The following is a 13,785-nucleotide window of genomic DNA, read 5'->3' as shown; positions in this document are numbered from 1 at the left end:
CGTTTTTGGGATAACACATGGATAAGACGAAGAAGATCCTGATCGTTGAAGATGACGGGGATATCGCAGAACTGCTCAGCCTGCATCTGCGTGATGAAGGTTATGAGATTACCCACGCCGCCGACGGCAATCTGGGGGTGGCACATCTGGAGAAGGGCGGCTGGGACGCGCTGATCCTCGATCTGATGCTGCCGGGCGTTGATGGTCTGGAAATCTGCCGCCGTGCGCGCAATATGACGCGGTATACGCCGATCATTATTATCAGCGCGCGTTCCAGCGAAGTACATCGCGTGCTCGGGCTGGAACTGGGCGCGGACGATTATCTGGCGAAACCGTTCTCTATGCTGGAACTGGTGGCGCGGGTCAAGGCGCTGTTCCGGCGGCAGGAAGCGATGAGCCGTAATCTGAAAATGGATGCCGGAACGCTGAGCTTTTCCGGGCTGGTGATCGACCCGATTGCGCGTGACGTGATGCTCAATCATCAGTCTGTCGAGCTGACGCCCCGCGAGTTTGACCTGTTGTATTTCTTTGCCAAAAATCCCGGCAAAGTATTCTCGCGACTCAGCCTGTTAAATCAGGTCTGGGGCTATGAACACGAAGGGTATGAACATACGGTGAACACCCATATCAACCGGCTGCGCATCAAGATAGAAACCAATCCGGCCGAGCCGGAACGGATTCTGACCGTGTGGGGAAAAGGCTATAAATTCGTGTCCTCTTCTGAGGCGTCACAAGGGTAAATCATGAAAAATCTCACGCTGGCGCAAAGACTGACTCTGGTGTTTATGGTGCTGCTGATCGCCTGCTGCGCGCTTTCCGGCTATATGCAGGTGCGTTCCAGCAACCAGTACAGCCAGTCGGTGATCCAGCGTCTGTCGGCAAATCTGGCGACGCAGATCGCGGCGAATAATCCGCTGCTCAGCCAGGGCGACTGGGATCCGAAAGCGGTCCATACGCTGTTTGATCAGCTGATGGCGGTGAATCCGAGCGTTGAGGTGTATCTGCTCGACAAAGACGGCAATATCGTCGGCAATGCGGCGCCTCCGGGACGCTTGCAACAGCAGAAAATCGATTTAGCACCGGTGAATGCGCTGCTGCACGGCGCGAAAATGCCGGTATATGGCGACAATCCGCGTGACCCGCAAACCCCTCAGGTATTCAGCGCCGCGCCGTTGCAGGTAGACGGTGTGACCAAAGGCTATGTGTATATCGTGCTTCTCGGCGATGAATACACCGCACTGACCAGCGACGCGCAGTATCAGTCGGCGATTTCTCTGGCGCTGCGGTCTATGGGGCTGGTGGCGCTGTTTGGCCTGCTGGCGGGTGCGCTGGCGTTCCGTTGGGTGACGCGCCCGGTGCGTAAACTCACGGCGCAGATTGCACAACTCGATTCCGGCGGCATGGACGCAATTCAGGCGCTGGCGAAAACGGATACTCCGGCCGGTGCCGCCCGCGATGAAGTCACGCAGTTACAACAGGCGTTTGTCGCGCTGGCAAAACGTATCGACCAGCAATGGCAAAGCCTGATGGTGCAGGATCAGCAGCGGCGGGAATTTATCGCCAATATTTCTCATGACCTGCGCACGCCGCTGACCTCCCTGCATGGCTATCTGGAAACGTTGTCGGTGAAAGCTGAACATCTGACCAACGAAGACCGGCAGCGTTATCTGAATATTGCCCTGACGCAAAGTAAAAAAGTCGGGCGGCTGGCGCAGGAATTATTTGAACTGGCGCGGCTGGAATATGGCGTGGTGAAACCGCAGAAAGAACCTTTCTCGCTGAGTGAGCTGGTGCAGGATGTTTTCCAGAAATTTGAACTGGCGACCGAAACGCGCGGGCAAAAATTACTGGCGGATATCACGCCGGGTATTCCGCTGGTGAATGCCGATTTAGGCATGATTGAACGGGTGCTGACTAATCTGCTGGATAATGCGATTCGTTTTACACCGGAAGGCGGCGTAATCGAAATAAAACTGTGGAAACAGGAAGGGCAGGTGATGGTACAACTGAAAGACAGCGGACCGGGCATTGCGCCGGAGCTGAAAGACAGCCTGTTTGTGCGTCCGTCAATCCTCAGTACCAATAAACACCGTGCGGGCGGGCTGGGGCTGATGATCGTGCGCCGCATTCTGCAACTCCACGGCAGCGATATCCGGCTGATTGAACAACCGAAACACGGTGCCTGTTTTCAGTTTTCCGTACCTGTTTAAATTCCTGATTTTTAATTTCCGTCAGGGTATGAATGCCGTGGCGGAATTAACGTAATGTTTCGTCATTAAGTTATTGTGATGTATTCATTAGTGTTAAATAATTATTATTTTTTTGATATAAACCAAAAAGGTTTAGCGCGTGAATTTAAACGGTACTTTTTGATCTTCGGCAGTAAATATATATTCAATCCGGCGATGAAAATAATTTTCTCATTATGTGGAATATTTATTTACTTGGATAAAAATATGTCTAAGAAAGAAAGCCACCCTCAAAATAATAACGTGCACGACCTCCGGTCTGCGATTGCATTTTTAGAAAGCCTGCCAGGCGAAATGGTCAGTACCGATGTGGAAGTGGATCCGCATGCGGAACTCTCCGGCGTGTACCGCTATGTCGGTGCCGGGGGAACCTGTGAACGTCCGACCCGTAAAGGCCCGGCGATGATGTTTAACACCATCAAAGGTTTTCCGGGGGTGCGTGTGGTCACCGGTCTGATGTCTACCCGCGAACGTGTGGGCTATCTGCTGAACTGTGCGCCGGAAAAACTCGGTTTTCTGCTGAAAGATTCGGTGAAAAACGCCATCGCACCCGTGGTTGTGGATCGCGGCACGGCACCCTGTCAGGAAGTGACGCACCTGGCGGATGATCCGAATTTTGACCTGCGCACCTTGCTGCCTGCACCGACCAATACCGAAGAAGATGCCGGTCCGTATTTCACCATGGGCATGTGCTATGCCTCTGATCCTGAAACCAAAGAATCCGACATTACCATCCACCGCCTGTGCATTCAGAGCCGCGACGAACTGTCGATGTGGCTGACCCCGGGTCGCCATATTGATGCTTTCCGCGAAAAAGCCGAGCGTGCGGGTAAACCGCTGCCGATTTCCATCAGCATCGGCGTTGATCCGGCGATTGAGATTGCCGCCTGCTTCGAGCCACCCACCACGCCGCTGGGCTTCAACGAACTGAGCATTGCCGGTGCATTGCGCGGGAAAGCGGTGGAACTGACGCACTGTGTTTCCATCGACGAAAAAGCCATTGCCCACGCCGAAATCGTGATTGAAGGCGAACTGCTGCCGGATGTGCGTGTCCGTGAAGATCAGAACACCAACACCGGCAAAGCGATGCCTGAATTCCCGGGCTATACCGGTGAAGCCAAAGCCGCGCTGCCGGTGATTAAGGTGAAAGCGGTGACGCATCGCCGCAATCCTATCCTGCAAACCACGCTTGGCCCGAGCGGCGAACACGTCAGCATGGCCGGTATTCCGACCGAAGCCAGTATTCTGGATATGATCGACCGCGCCATGCCGGGACGTGTGCTGAATGTGCATGCGCACACCTCCGGTGGCGGTAAGTTACTGGCGGTGCTGCAATTTAAAAAATCCTCACCGGTGGATGAAGGCCGTCAGAGACAAGCCGCGCTGCTGGCGTTTGCAGCCTTTTCCGAGCTGAAACACGTGATTCTGGTGGATGAGGATGTGGATATTTTCGATACCGATGACATCCTGTGGGCGATGCAAACCCGCTATCAGGGCGACGTGGATACCGTCACTATTCCGGGTGTGCGCTGCCATCCGCTGGATCCTTCGCAACATCCAGCCTACAGCCCAGGTATTTTGCAGGAAGGTATGTCATGCAAAACTATTTTCGACTGCACAGTGCCGTTTCATCTGAAAGCCCATTTCGAACGTTCCAAATTTAAAGACGTCGATGTGAAGAAATTCCTGCCTGATTTTAAATATTAATACATGTGCCCAAAATAATTCGCATTGCAGGAAGGCGGTTAACTATATGACCGGGGAGACATTCTGGTCATGCCCATTTCCCACTACTGGAGCCTGTTTATCCACTGACGGATGTCCGCACAAGCCACTTCCCCGTGAAGTGGCTTTTTGTATACTGGGCGTCACGCGGCCAGACTGACAGGAAGGAAAAGAAAGATGGATCTCAAAAGAATGCGCTATTTCTGTACCATCGCTGAGCAGGGCTCGATCAGCAAAGCGGCGAAAGTGCTGAATATCGCACAGCCTCCGCTCGGAAAACGCCTGCATGAGCTGGAAGAAGAAATCGGTTCGCCGCTGTTTATCCGCACCAGCAAACAAATGGTACTCACTGAAGCCGGACGCTTTCTGTATCGCAAAACCAGCGACATCCTCAATCAGGTTAACAGCGTCACCAGACAAGCCATCGATATCGCCTCGCAAAAAAAACGCCCGGTGCGTATCGGCGTTTCTTACCTTTATCTGCGCTATTTCAACACCGTTTTTCTTGAGCTGTACCGCAAAAACCCGGACTGGGATCCGAACATTTTAGTGTCCGAATCGACCAGTCTGGAAGAGCTGGTGATGAACAAAACGCTGGATATGGCGATGATCCAGACGCCAGCCGACGTGCGTTCTTTCTACGTGCGTGAATTCGAGCCGATAAAACTGGTCGCGGTGGTGTCCGGCGAACTGGCGAGCACGCTGCCGGAACGTACGCTTTCTTTTGCTGATCTCTCCGGTTTCCCGCTGGTGATGCTGCACCGCATGGGCGGCGAGGGGACGTATGAAGTGCTGCTCAACCGACTGTATGAAGAAGTGAAAGACGTGAATGTGATCATGAAAGTGTCCGAACCCCGGATGGTGATCGAGATGTTCCGCGACGGTCTGGTCGGTGCGGCGCTGATGCCGGAATCTGAAGTGGGTGAGAGCCGTCACTTCCGCAGCTTTGAAATCGAACAGAAGGGGAAACTTTTCCGTCCGGCCATTATTACCCTGCACACTGAAAAAGATTCTTTTTTGCCCGAGGCGTAGATTTTGTAAAGTCAGGAAAGAGTGAACTATAATCCCCACTCTTCATGCTGACTGGACGACCAGAGACTCAGCCATACTGATGCAGGGACGACCTTGCGTGTTTTAAGGACATTTTATGGCCTGGGTTTATCTGCTTTTCGCCGGTATTTTCGAAGTGGTCTGGTCGACCGCGATGAAAGAATCTCACGGTTTCACCCGTCTCATTCCCAGTATGCTTACGGTCTTCTTCATGATACTCAGCGTCGTTTTGCTGGCGATTTCCATGAAAACGCTGCCCCTCGGCACGTCTTACACCGTCTGGGTCGGCATCGGCGCTATCGGCGCTTTCATTCTCGGTGTTGTGATGTTTGGCGAAAGCCTTAATCCGCTGCGCGTCATCGCCGTCCTGCTGATTTTTTCAGGCGTAATTTTGCTGAAAGTAGCGACGAAAGGATAGAAGCGGCAACGCGGAACATGACAAAGCCGCTCTGTAAAAGGAGCGGCTTTTTTTACATCTTACTCACTGCGCTCAAAGAGAGTCCTGAATATCTGCTGAGAAACCGGCACCAGCCCGACTTTCAGGCCAAATGGTCTAAACAGTTTGTTGATGATGTCAGGCGTGTAATTTCCCTTATCATTTTCCACTTCTGATAGCGTCTTACGTGACACTGTCACTAGTTTCCCAAAGGCGTCTTGTTTTAACCCCAGCACCGTAATCCTCAGTGCTTTTAGTGCTTGTCCCTGCGTGATTTCACCCAAAAGTAACGCCCGCATGATGTCGAGCCGGGCTTGATTTCGGTCATTGGTGCTGACGGGTTTCGTCAGGTTCGACACTCTTCGCTGGGCTTGTTTTTTTCCCGTGGAAGATGTTTCTTCCTGAGCCAGCATTTGTCCGGCGTCACGCCGCACATGATTCGCCTCATTTTGTTTAGCCCGTATTTTATCAATGGTATTTCTCGCAGAGTTTGCGGCAATCTCTGGTTCTTTCATAACAACCCCCAGCGGCGTAACTTTTCAGGAATAAAACTGAAACTTATCGCGGGCATGTTCAAAATTTGCTGCGGTATGCCACGGGCTTCCAGCCGCTCTTTCAGTCCCGACAGTTGATGTGACGTGTTTTTAAGTGCCGAAAGTAATGTTTCTGCCGGGACAAGATCATCGAGTGATTGTGCAATGCCGGGATAATCGTATTCACCGCCGATTTCCAACGGAGCCTTCCATTTCGTCGTTCTGGCAATACCTTCCGGATCGGCTTTCATCGGCGCAAAATCGTAGATTGGTGCAAGCCGGATGCTGCGTTCATCTTTCAGGAAAGAGGTGTTACGCCCATGATTATCGCTGTTACCAAAAATAATATTGAGCAGATCTCGTCGTACCCATTCAGTCACAAACCCCGGGATATCAAAATCAAAACCTTGTTCTGTCACCATATGACTGTGTGAAATCTTATCGATCAGTGCACGGAGGGTTTCTTCATGATACAGCGTCACACCGGGCGCTTTGCGCAGGAGTGAATAGACTGATTCCATTCCGAAACGTCTGATAAGTCCTTCCTCTTCAAAAGAAATATCAAAACGCGGAAGCCAGAGTGACGGATAAGTCAGCCCTTCTTCCAGCCGCATGTTTTGCGTCGGGATCGTGTCAAACCCCATGGCTTCAAGCTCATGGTAGAAATAGAATTCTGCCCGAAGAATATTGCAGTCTACCTCTGTTCTTGCGCCACGGGGATATTTGACCAAATAGGGAATGTCCCGGTTGGCAGTGTCATTCTGGTAGGTATCAATCCAGATTTGCTGTTCCTGACTACAACGCAGCAACAGCTTTGGTGCTTCGCCCCCGGCGCTGTCGCGCCACCGGCAGCCGCACCGCGTTGTTGTGCGTAGTCCAGAAAGTCACCCGCCCGGTTTTTAACATCTTCTATAGTGAAGAAAAGTTTTTCAGCCAGCGGATTATATTCCGGTAATGATTCTTTTATGCGCAGATTGCCAACAGGGGACAAGGTGCCATGTTTGAGCAAAATGAAATTTTGCTGATCGGCTGTCAGTCCTTCGAGATCGAGATAGTTTGCCCAATAGCGGCGACTTGAACCGCTGGGAATAATATCATCAAGAAACTTCAGCCAACCCCGCTCATCGTCACCATCAAAAAACAAAGAGACGGGGTGATTCAACGATGCGGCATGGTTATCGTCACGATCAAGGTTATCAATAGCGTAATCCGAATGATAATTCAGTTCGGTCAGACGATAGTTATTCTGCTCACTGCCGGGAAAAGTGATGTTAGCAATATCAACCCAGGTATTATTGAGGAAAGCTTGTAACGTTAAAAATTCCATATGGGCTCCCATTAGTGTATGAGTGGTATATTACTCATTATCCAATGAGAGTCCATTTAATGTTACCTAAATAACTCATTAAAGGTTTTTTAAAGCAATAATGAGTGATATACCACTCATTATGTTTTTTACCCCAATGACAAAGCCGCTCTGTAAAAGGAGCGGCTTTTGTTTTTATCTCAGGACTTCAGCAAATCATTTGTACAACACGGCAGTGCCGTGAAGACGGTTCTGACCACCGGCTTCGATGATTTTATAAGAGGTTGCACCGGCGGCAGCGGCTTTAGCTGCGAAGGTGGATTCCAGGCCCTCTAATGTATTGCCAGAAGCAGATACAGTGCCGATTTCAGCGGCGAAGCTACCGAAAGAAACCGTGGCAAGTGCAGCAGCAACAACGAAAGTTTTGATAGATTTCATGATGTCATTCCTTCTCAATGTTTGTTTGGGGAAGGCCATGTGCCTTCGATGAGAAGAAGAATAACGCCGTGGGATTAGAATGAATAGCGAAGTGATTTGCTGATATTGGTTAAAATTTCTGAATAACATGTCAGGGGGACTAAATGCCCCGTTTCCGGGGCATTTAATTCAGAACCGTTCCCCTTCCAGCGTTGAATCACACAGCGCAAACACTTTGCCCCAGCCATCGCCTGAGGCCAGCAGTTGCTGGATGTGCAGGGCGGCATCGCTCCTGCGCACGCGGCCGTGAGCTTCGGTTTGGATCAGGTGCGCTTTGCCGGTCGCCTCACCGTTCATCAGGCCACCGGGACGAAGGATACATCCTTCGAGCGAGCTGGTTTGCAGCCAGCTTTCCGCCAGTGATTTCTCACGAACCGCCTGGCCGAACGCCTGTTTTGCCCGTGCGGATAACGTTGGCCAACTGTCGCCGCAACCGATAGACGTCACCAGCAACATCTGGCGGATGCCGGCTTGTTCTGCGGTATCAATGATCAGCCGGTTGGCAGTGTAATCGGCAAGTTTGCCACCCAGCGTTGACACGATTTGCGCGTCCGGACCGGCCATCTGGCAGGCCTGCAATACATCTGCGGAATTGAGTGCATCGCCTTCAATGACGGTCACGCCCTGTTCACGCAATACTGCGGCTTGTTCAGGGTTGCGGATCAGTGCCACTACCGGGCGATCCTGCGCCGTGAGCTTAACCAGTTCTGCGCCGACACCGCTGCCTGCGCCAAAAATCAGCAAAGTATTCAAGGTTGTTTCTCTCTCTCAGCCAGCATGGCGGGAAGGGCACGAAAAGCATTCAGCTGATCGGCAAGAAGCTGGCGATGGCTGTCGCGCCCGACGAAAACCTTGAGCATGGCATAACCGCAAGCGTTTAAAAACCAGACACTTGCTGTGCCCATTCCCATAAATGGCCGTTCAACCAGGGCAATATGCTGGCAGTGTGTGGCACGGATATGGCCGCTCATTCCGTGTTTACCGCGCAAATTAAAGTAGCCGTGACGATGCGTGCCGGTCGGCAATTCACCGTGGAATTCAAGGATCAGATCCTCGTTATTCACCAGCGTCGTCACCTCGCCCCATGCCGTGATGTTGTCCCAGACCGCATCAAAATGTGTGCCTGCAAACAGATAACTTCCCGGCAGATTGCGGATCACCTCCAGCGGCGTGATGGCATATTCCCGGGCGATATCTTCGACAGTGCCGTCGGGTTGCGTGGCTAAAAAGTCGATCAGGGACTGAAGGTTATCCGTGTGCATGTGCGTCATTCCGTAAGGTCAGTTGAGGGATCAGTGTTTGTAAGGCCTGCAACATATTGCTGGCCCAGAACCGCCCGGCAGGCGTGAGATTAAAACGCGGGCCTTCGCTGTTCATCAGGCCGCACTGTTGCCATTGTTGCAACAGGGGTTCAAGCGGGAAGGGGTCTTCAACAATACGGCTGAGATCATAACGGCCCGCTTCGATGCCGCCCTGCAAATCCAGCCGCCAGCGGTGCTCGCGGGTGGTTGACGCTGTCATCATCATGATAGGTTTCAACCCGGCGTCCAGTTGCTGGTAATACGCTTCCAGACTGCGCGCCGTCATATACGACTGACCATCCAGATTGCCGCCCGCCCCGCTGCCAAAGGCCAGACAATCCGCGCCTTTTTTGATCAGCAAATTGTAGAGATTGCGCTCGCGGGTGTTGCGCGCCCAGTGACTGTTACTGATCTGATGCCAGGCATCACGCGCCAGAAACGCCTCGCCTTCGAGATAAAAATCGCGGCGCATGCTGACATCCGGCAGTGTAGTGCGTTTATTCCCGACCGCTTTGCCCAGCGGCGTGGAAGGCAGCAGGTTCAGCGCATAAAGATCAACGCCATCCAGCGGCAGGTCGCGGATAATCTGCAAATCTTCCCGCCAGCTCTCAGGCGTCTGCTCCGGCAATCCGAACATCAGGTCGCAGACCACGGCAGCCCGGTCACGTTCGCCGAGTTTACGCAGGAAACTGATGGCTTCGTCACGGTCCGCGCGGCGCCCCATTCGCTGGCGGATGCGCGTGTCAAAGGTCTGAATACCGATGGAAAAGCGGTTCGCACCGGCATCCAGACAGGCATCAATCCGTTCATCATCAAAGTTAAGAATACGTCCTTCGACGGTGATTTCGCAGTCCGGCGCCAGGGGTAAACTGCGGCGCAGCGTGGTGATAATCCGGTGCAGTTGTTTCGCGCTGAGCGCGGTCGGCGTGCCGCCACCAAAGTACACGGCGTGGACAGGGGCGGACTGATGCAGCGGCGAACCGGCTTCCTGCTCAATTTCGCGGATCAGATAATCGCAGTATTGTTCTGTGGCTTGCGCTTCCAGCTTGTTCTGGTAGAACCCGCAGAATGTACAGTGCGTGGCACAAAAAGGGATATGCAGATAGACCAGGCGCTTATTGGCCGCAAGTGTGCGCATGCAGAGCGCCTGCCACTGTGCAGGGACATCCTGCGGGGCGACGGGCTGCTGAGGCCGCCATGGCATCACTGCCCGCCGGTCGGGAAATGGCAGTCCCTGATCAGCGGCATAAAAACGCGAGAGGTCTAAGCTCATAGGGTTCTTCTTCTCCTGAAGAATCAATCATTCCCGAGCATTAAACGATAATGATTATCATTCGATCAAACCTAACCCGCGTTTTAGATGATCTGTATCAAGTTAAAAAGGATTACTGATCCAGTTCTGACTTACATTGATGCAACGCGGCATCCATATCCCGATACGCCCAGTCCTGAACGTTATGTGTACTTACTGAGCGGCCAATAGACCCCACAGTGGCTTTATCAATCCAGTAGATACCCGCTGTTTCTCCATTTTTACTTACGGTCATTTCTTTCATTATATTGGCTGCATCATTTTCGGGTGTTCCGGTTTGATAGCCTTTTTGATTCAGGTTCTGACGTAAACAATAAGCAATGTCCCAGGGATGATTATTAATATAATCCACTGAAAAATTCTTTTCACCCGCACATGCTGATATCAGAAATATCAGCGTGAGTAATATTGGTTTCCTGAGCATAGTTATTCTCATCTCATTTTGCATTAGAGCTATTCCGGTTATTGATTCTCTCTTTTACCGGGCATGATGATATTGCTGTGCATATACCTCTGCGGACGCCCGATAATGAATATTATCGCGTTCCGGTACGAACACCAACAATTTAAAATTAGAAAATATGTGCATGGATTCAGCGTAATGTACGCATAAAAAATTCTTTATCCGGATGTTAAAATATTAACATCATCCTTATTTTTCAGCATCCCGTTGTCAAAGCGTTGAATTTAAGGACAGTATGAACCCATAACATGAGCCACCAGAATACGTTTATGTGAAAGCGGGTGGTTAGAAAATAATGATATATTTATTAGCCTGATAGCGTGTTTTTCGGATATTTAGCGTTAAAATTCAACAGGAGTTATGATGAAAAAAGTATTAAGCGTAGTGGCTGTTATGGGCATCATGTTTGCTGTCAGTGCCTGTTCCAGTGACTATGTCATTTCAACCAATGACGGGCATATGATTACAACACATGGCAAGCCGGTGAAAGACAAAGATACCGGTCTGATCTCTTATAAAGATACTGATGGCAGTGTTCACCAGGTTCATCAGGGTGACGTAAAAGAGATTGTCGAAAAATAAGTGCGCTGGCACAGGAACCGCCATTAATATCATTAATGGCGTCATCTGCAGGGTAAAAATATATATTTCTTTCTCAGAAAGTTATAGCCGATTGCCAGCCCGAAAAACATAAATCTCTCTTATGGTCTGGTTCAAGGGGAAATAGAGCACGTTTGCTGACATCGCTGATGCTGCTCGACGAGCCGACCACCTATCTTGATATCAGCCATCAGGTTGAGCTGATGAACCTGCTGCGCAGTCAGAATCAGCAGGGGAAAACGCGGGTGGCGGTGCTGCACGATTTGAATCAGGCCAGCCGCTATTGTGATTATCTGGTGATGATGGCGGCGGGCAAAATTATCGCGCAGGGCACGCCGGAAGAGGTGATGACACCCGAATTGCTGGCGCAGGTTTTTGATATCGATGTGCAAATCTACCCTGAACCGGCGTCGGGCAGGCCGATGTGTATTGTGCGGTGAAATGGGGTGTTATAGATTGTGGCGCGAGTGTCATGCTTTTTTGTCATTCAAACTTGTAAAATCTCGTGTTAAGTTAAATTTAAGGATGATGCTTCATGACCTTGCATGGAAAATTTGTCGTTAATGATGTGTGTTTTTTACCACTGAAGAGGTTCGGCGCAGGTACTTTCACCCTTCAGCATCGCAGTGATTTTATGGCTATTCGTCAGGCCTTGATGTCTACCCGGCAGACAGAATTACCCAATGGTTTAATGAGTTATGGAATGATAGAGGTGATCCTGAATGGGCAGGCGTCGTGTGACAACGGGATTTAGAATATTAATTGCAGTGGGCATTTACGTTCTGGTTTTTCTTATTCTGCGGCCTTCATCCCCGGTGACTAAAGAACAATATATCTTCTGGAATGACACAGCCGCGTTATTTGGAGAACCAGACGTTGAAGGCTTTATCGGATTGACGCTATTTATTATTTGTCCTGTTATCACAGTTCTTTTGTATCAGGTGATCGTCAGGCTTTTACACTGGCATCTGAACAAACCCGATAAATGATGAATCCGTGGACATCATCAATGCGGCGAGATTAAACCCGCCGCGCATTTTCAAGATTTCTCCTTCTTTCTACTCCCATGCTCTGCCGCGTAAAAATATGGTTTTTCGTTGCCATTGTTTTCTCTCAGGTTGTGTTTATCAGCTACACTTTTGACACCCCTACAGCGCCAATCAAAAGAGCGCAAGATAACGAGAAAACATCATGATCATTTCTGCATCAACGGACTACCGCGCCGCGGCAAAAAGTAAACTGCCGCCATTCCTGTTTCATTACATCGACGGCGGCGCTTACAACGAGCATACACTCAGACGTAATACCGCCGATCTGGCCGACATCGCCTTGCGTCAGCGCATCCTCAAAAACATGTCCGATCTCAGTCTTGAGACACAACTGTTTGGCGAAAAACTGGCGATGCCCGTCGTGCTGGCACCGGTCGGTCTGACCGGTATGTACGCGCGACGCGGCGAAGTGCAGGCTGCCCGCGCGGCGGCGAAAAAAGGCATTCCTTTCACGCTTTCCACCGTCTCTGTCTGTCCGATTGAAGAGGTTGCACCGGCCATCGACCGGCCGATGTGGTTCCAGCTTTATGTGTTGAAAGACCGGGGTTTCATGCGCAATGCGCTGGAACGCGCGCAGGCGGCGGGGGTTAAAACGCTGGTGTTTACCGTGGATATGCCGACGCCCGGCGCACGTTATCGCGATGCGCATTCCGGCATGAGCGGTCCAAACGCCGCTGCACGCCGCATGTTGCAGGCGGTCATGCATCCGCAATGGGCCTGGGATGTGGGGCTGAATGGCAAACCGCATGATCTGGGTAATGTTTCCGCTTATCGCGGCAAACCCACCACGCTGGAGGATTATATCGGCTGGCTGGGCGCAAACTTCGACCCGTCGATTTCATGGAAAGATCTGGAATGGATCCGTGAGTTCTGGAAAGGCCCGATGATTATCAAAGGGATTCTGGATCCGGAAGATGCAAAAGACGCGGTGAAATTTGGTGCTGATGGCATTGTGGTCTCCAACCACGGCGGCCGTCAGCTTGACGGTGTGTTGTCCACCGCCCACGCACTGCCGGCTATTGCAGACGCGGTGAAAGGTGACATCACCATTCTCGCCGATTCCGGCATTCGCACCGGTCTGGACGTGGTCCGCATGATTGCGCTCGGTGCAGACAGCGTGCTGCTGGGCAGGGCGTTTGTGTATGCGCTGGCGGCGGCGGGCGAGGCCGGGGTCATTAATCTGCTGAACCTGATCGAAAAAGAAATGCGGGTAGCGATGACATTGACCGGGGCGAAATCCATTGCTGATATCAGTGGCGATTCGCTGGTTTACGGACGGAATCA

General features: G+C 51.4%; 15 protein-coding genes and 2 pseudogenes. 10 read left to right on the top strand and 7 right to left on the bottom strand.

Features of this window, described 5'->3' with window-relative positions:
• Positions 1 to 17 precede the first annotated feature (17 nt).
• From UC14_RS02045 to UC14_RS02025, 5 genes are all read left to right on the top strand, one after another.
• The gene (locus UC14_RS02045) at positions 18 to 740 is read left to right on the top strand and encodes a response regulator transcription factor (protein WP_013578101.1); all 723 of its coding nucleotides are present in this window, start codon (positions 18 to 20) and stop codon (positions 738 to 740) included.
• Between the two features lie 3 nt (positions 741 to 743).
• On the top strand, positions 744 to 2,210 hold the full coding sequence (locus tag UC14_RS02040) for a HAMP domain-containing sensor histidine kinase (RefSeq protein WP_014416645.1): 1,467 nt from the start codon (positions 744 to 746) through the stop codon (positions 2,208 to 2,210).
• A 246-nt stretch (positions 2,211 to 2,456) separates the two neighbouring features.
• A complete protein-coding gene (locus UC14_RS02035; protein WP_112197156.1) occupies positions 2,457 to 3,956 on the top strand; it encodes a UbiD family decarboxylase in 1,500 nt (499 codons plus the stop codon).
• A gap of 195 nt (positions 3,957 to 4,151) precedes the next feature.
• On the top strand, positions 4,152 to 5,006 hold the full coding sequence (locus UC14_RS02030; RefSeq protein WP_112197140.1) for a LysR family transcriptional regulator: 855 nt from the start codon (positions 4,152 to 4,154) through the stop codon (positions 5,004 to 5,006).
• 115 nt (positions 5,007 to 5,121) lie between these two features.
• Entirely contained in the window at positions 5,122 to 5,442 is a 321-nt protein-coding gene (locus UC14_RS02025; protein WP_013578105.1) for a multidrug efflux SMR transporter, read from the top strand.
• Between the two features lie 59 nt (positions 5,443 to 5,501).
• Here the strand turns inward: UC14_RS02025 and UC14_RS02020 are convergent, their stop codons facing one another.
• The 7 genes and pseudogenes from UC14_RS02020 to UC14_RS01990 form a co-directional block, all read right to left on the bottom strand.
• A complete protein-coding gene (locus tag UC14_RS02020) occupies positions 5,502 to 5,975 on the bottom strand; it encodes a helix-turn-helix transcriptional regulator (RefSeq protein WP_013578106.1) in 474 nt (157 codons plus the stop codon).
• A pseudogene (locus tag UC14_RS27335) lies at positions 5,972 to 7,320 on the bottom strand (type II toxin-antitoxin system HipA family toxin). The gene UC14_RS02020 and the pseudogene UC14_RS27335 overlap by 4 nt, the downstream one beginning before the upstream one ends.
• Before the next feature lie 195 nt (positions 7,321 to 7,515).
• Positions 7,516 to 7,737, bottom strand: a complete 222-nt coding sequence (locus UC14_RS02010) for a YdgH/BhsA/McbA-like domain containing protein (RefSeq protein ID WP_014416648.1) — start codon at positions 7,735 to 7,737, stop codon at positions 7,516 to 7,518.
• Positions 7,738 to 7,905: 168 nt separating this feature from the next.
• Entirely contained in the window at positions 7,906 to 8,529 is a 624-nt protein-coding gene (locus tag UC14_RS02005; protein WP_112151436.1) for an NAD(P)H-binding protein, read from the bottom strand.
• A complete protein-coding gene (hutX, locus tag UC14_RS02000) occupies positions 8,526 to 9,038 on the bottom strand; it encodes a heme utilization cystosolic carrier protein HutX (RefSeq protein ID WP_112197139.1) in 513 nt (170 codons plus the stop codon). Before hutX ends, UC14_RS02005 begins: the two co-directional genes overlap by 4 nt.
• Entirely contained in the window at positions 9,025 to 10,350 is a 1,326-nt protein-coding gene (hutW, locus tag UC14_RS01995) for a heme anaerobic degradation radical SAM methyltransferase ChuW/HutW (RefSeq protein WP_112197138.1), read from the bottom strand. The genes hutX and hutW overlap by 14 nt, the downstream gene beginning before the upstream one ends.
• A gap of 112 nt (positions 10,351 to 10,462) precedes the next feature.
• A complete protein-coding gene (locus UC14_RS01990; protein WP_051930969.1) occupies positions 10,463 to 10,837 on the bottom strand; it encodes a hypothetical protein in 375 nt (124 codons plus the stop codon).
• Between the two features lie 378 nt (positions 10,838 to 11,215).
• On the opposite strand from UC14_RS01990, the gene UC14_RS01985 reads away from it, so the two are divergent.
• The 5 genes and pseudogenes from UC14_RS01985 to lldD form a co-directional block, all read left to right on the top strand.
• Positions 11,216 to 11,434 carry a YgdI/YgdR family lipoprotein gene (locus UC14_RS01985; RefSeq protein ID WP_013578112.1) on the top strand — a complete coding sequence of 73 codons (219 nt, stop codon included), beginning with the start codon at positions 11,216 to 11,218 and terminating at the stop codon, positions 11,432 to 11,434.
• Positions 11,435 to 11,559: 125 nt separating this feature from the next.
• Positions 11,560 to 11,892 (top strand): annotated as a pseudogene (locus UC14_RS01980) (ferric citrate ABC transporter ATP-binding protein FecE); the annotation flags it as partial.
• Positions 11,893 to 11,987: 95 nt separating this feature from the next.
• Positions 11,988 to 12,206: a hypothetical protein gene (locus UC14_RS26855; protein WP_037032799.1), complete on the top strand. Its 219-nt coding sequence runs from the start codon at positions 11,988 to 11,990 to the stop codon at positions 12,204 to 12,206.
• The gene (locus UC14_RS01970; RefSeq protein WP_112151433.1) at positions 12,175 to 12,441 is read left to right on the top strand and encodes a hypothetical protein; all 267 of its coding nucleotides are present in this window, start codon (positions 12,175 to 12,177) and stop codon (positions 12,439 to 12,441) included. Before UC14_RS26855 ends, UC14_RS01970 begins: the two co-directional genes overlap by 32 nt.
• A 202-nt stretch (positions 12,442 to 12,643) precedes the next feature.
• Positions 12,644 to 13,785, top strand: a 1,142-nt coding sequence (gene lldD, locus UC14_RS01965; RefSeq protein ID WP_112197137.1) for an FMN-dependent L-lactate dehydrogenase LldD, incomplete at its 3' end; no start/stop codon positions are given.

It is taken from the genome of Rahnella sp. NRRL B-41462 (genome assembly GCF_003263525.1).
Lineage (GTDB): Bacteria > Pseudomonadota > Gammaproteobacteria > Enterobacterales > Enterobacteriaceae > Rahnella > Rahnella aceris.
This window is presented reverse-complemented; position numbering and strand designations above follow the sequence as displayed.

Excerpts from the sequence above, each read along its gene's own strand:
- UC14_RS02045 (WP_013578101.1), top strand. The coding sequence starts at position 18 with ATGGATAAGACGAAGAAGATCCTGATCGTTGAAGATGACGGGGATATC.
- UC14_RS02040 (WP_014416645.1), top strand. The coding sequence starts at position 744 with ATGAAAAATCTCACGCTGGCGCAAAGACTGACTCTGGTGTTTATGGTG.
- UC14_RS02035 (WP_112197156.1), top strand. The coding sequence starts at position 2,457 with ATGTCTAAGAAAGAAAGCCACCCTCAAAATAATAACGTGCACGACCTC.
- UC14_RS02030 (WP_112197140.1), top strand. The coding sequence starts at position 4,152 with ATGGATCTCAAAAGAATGCGCTATTTCTGTACCATCGCTGAGCAGGGC.
- UC14_RS02025 (WP_013578105.1), top strand. The coding sequence starts at position 5,122 with ATGGCCTGGGTTTATCTGCTTTTCGCCGGTATTTTCGAAGTGGTCTGG.
- UC14_RS02020 (WP_013578106.1), bottom strand. The coding sequence starts at position 5,975 with ATGAAAGAACCAGAGATTGCCGCAAACTCTGCGAGAAATACCATTGAT.
- UC14_RS02010 (WP_014416648.1), bottom strand. The coding sequence starts at position 7,737 with ATGAAATCTATCAAAACTTTCGTTGTTGCTGCTGCACTTGCCACGGTT.
- hutX (WP_112197139.1), bottom strand. The coding sequence starts at position 9,038 with ATGCACACGGATAACCTTCAGTCCCTGATCGACTTTTTAGCCACGCAA.
- hutW (WP_112197138.1), bottom strand. The coding sequence starts at position 10,350 with ATGAGCTTAGACCTCTCGCGTTTTTATGCCGCTGATCAGGGACTGCCA.
- UC14_RS01990 (WP_051930969.1), bottom strand. The coding sequence starts at position 10,837 with ATGCAAAATGAGATGAGAATAACTATGCTCAGGAAACCAATATTACTC.
- UC14_RS01985 (WP_013578112.1), top strand. The coding sequence starts at position 11,216 with ATGAAAAAAGTATTAAGCGTAGTGGCTGTTATGGGCATCATGTTTGCT.
- UC14_RS26855 (WP_037032799.1), top strand. The coding sequence starts at position 11,988 with ATGACCTTGCATGGAAAATTTGTCGTTAATGATGTGTGTTTTTTACCA.
- UC14_RS01970 (WP_112151433.1), top strand. The coding sequence starts at position 12,175 with ATGGGCAGGCGTCGTGTGACAACGGGATTTAGAATATTAATTGCAGTG.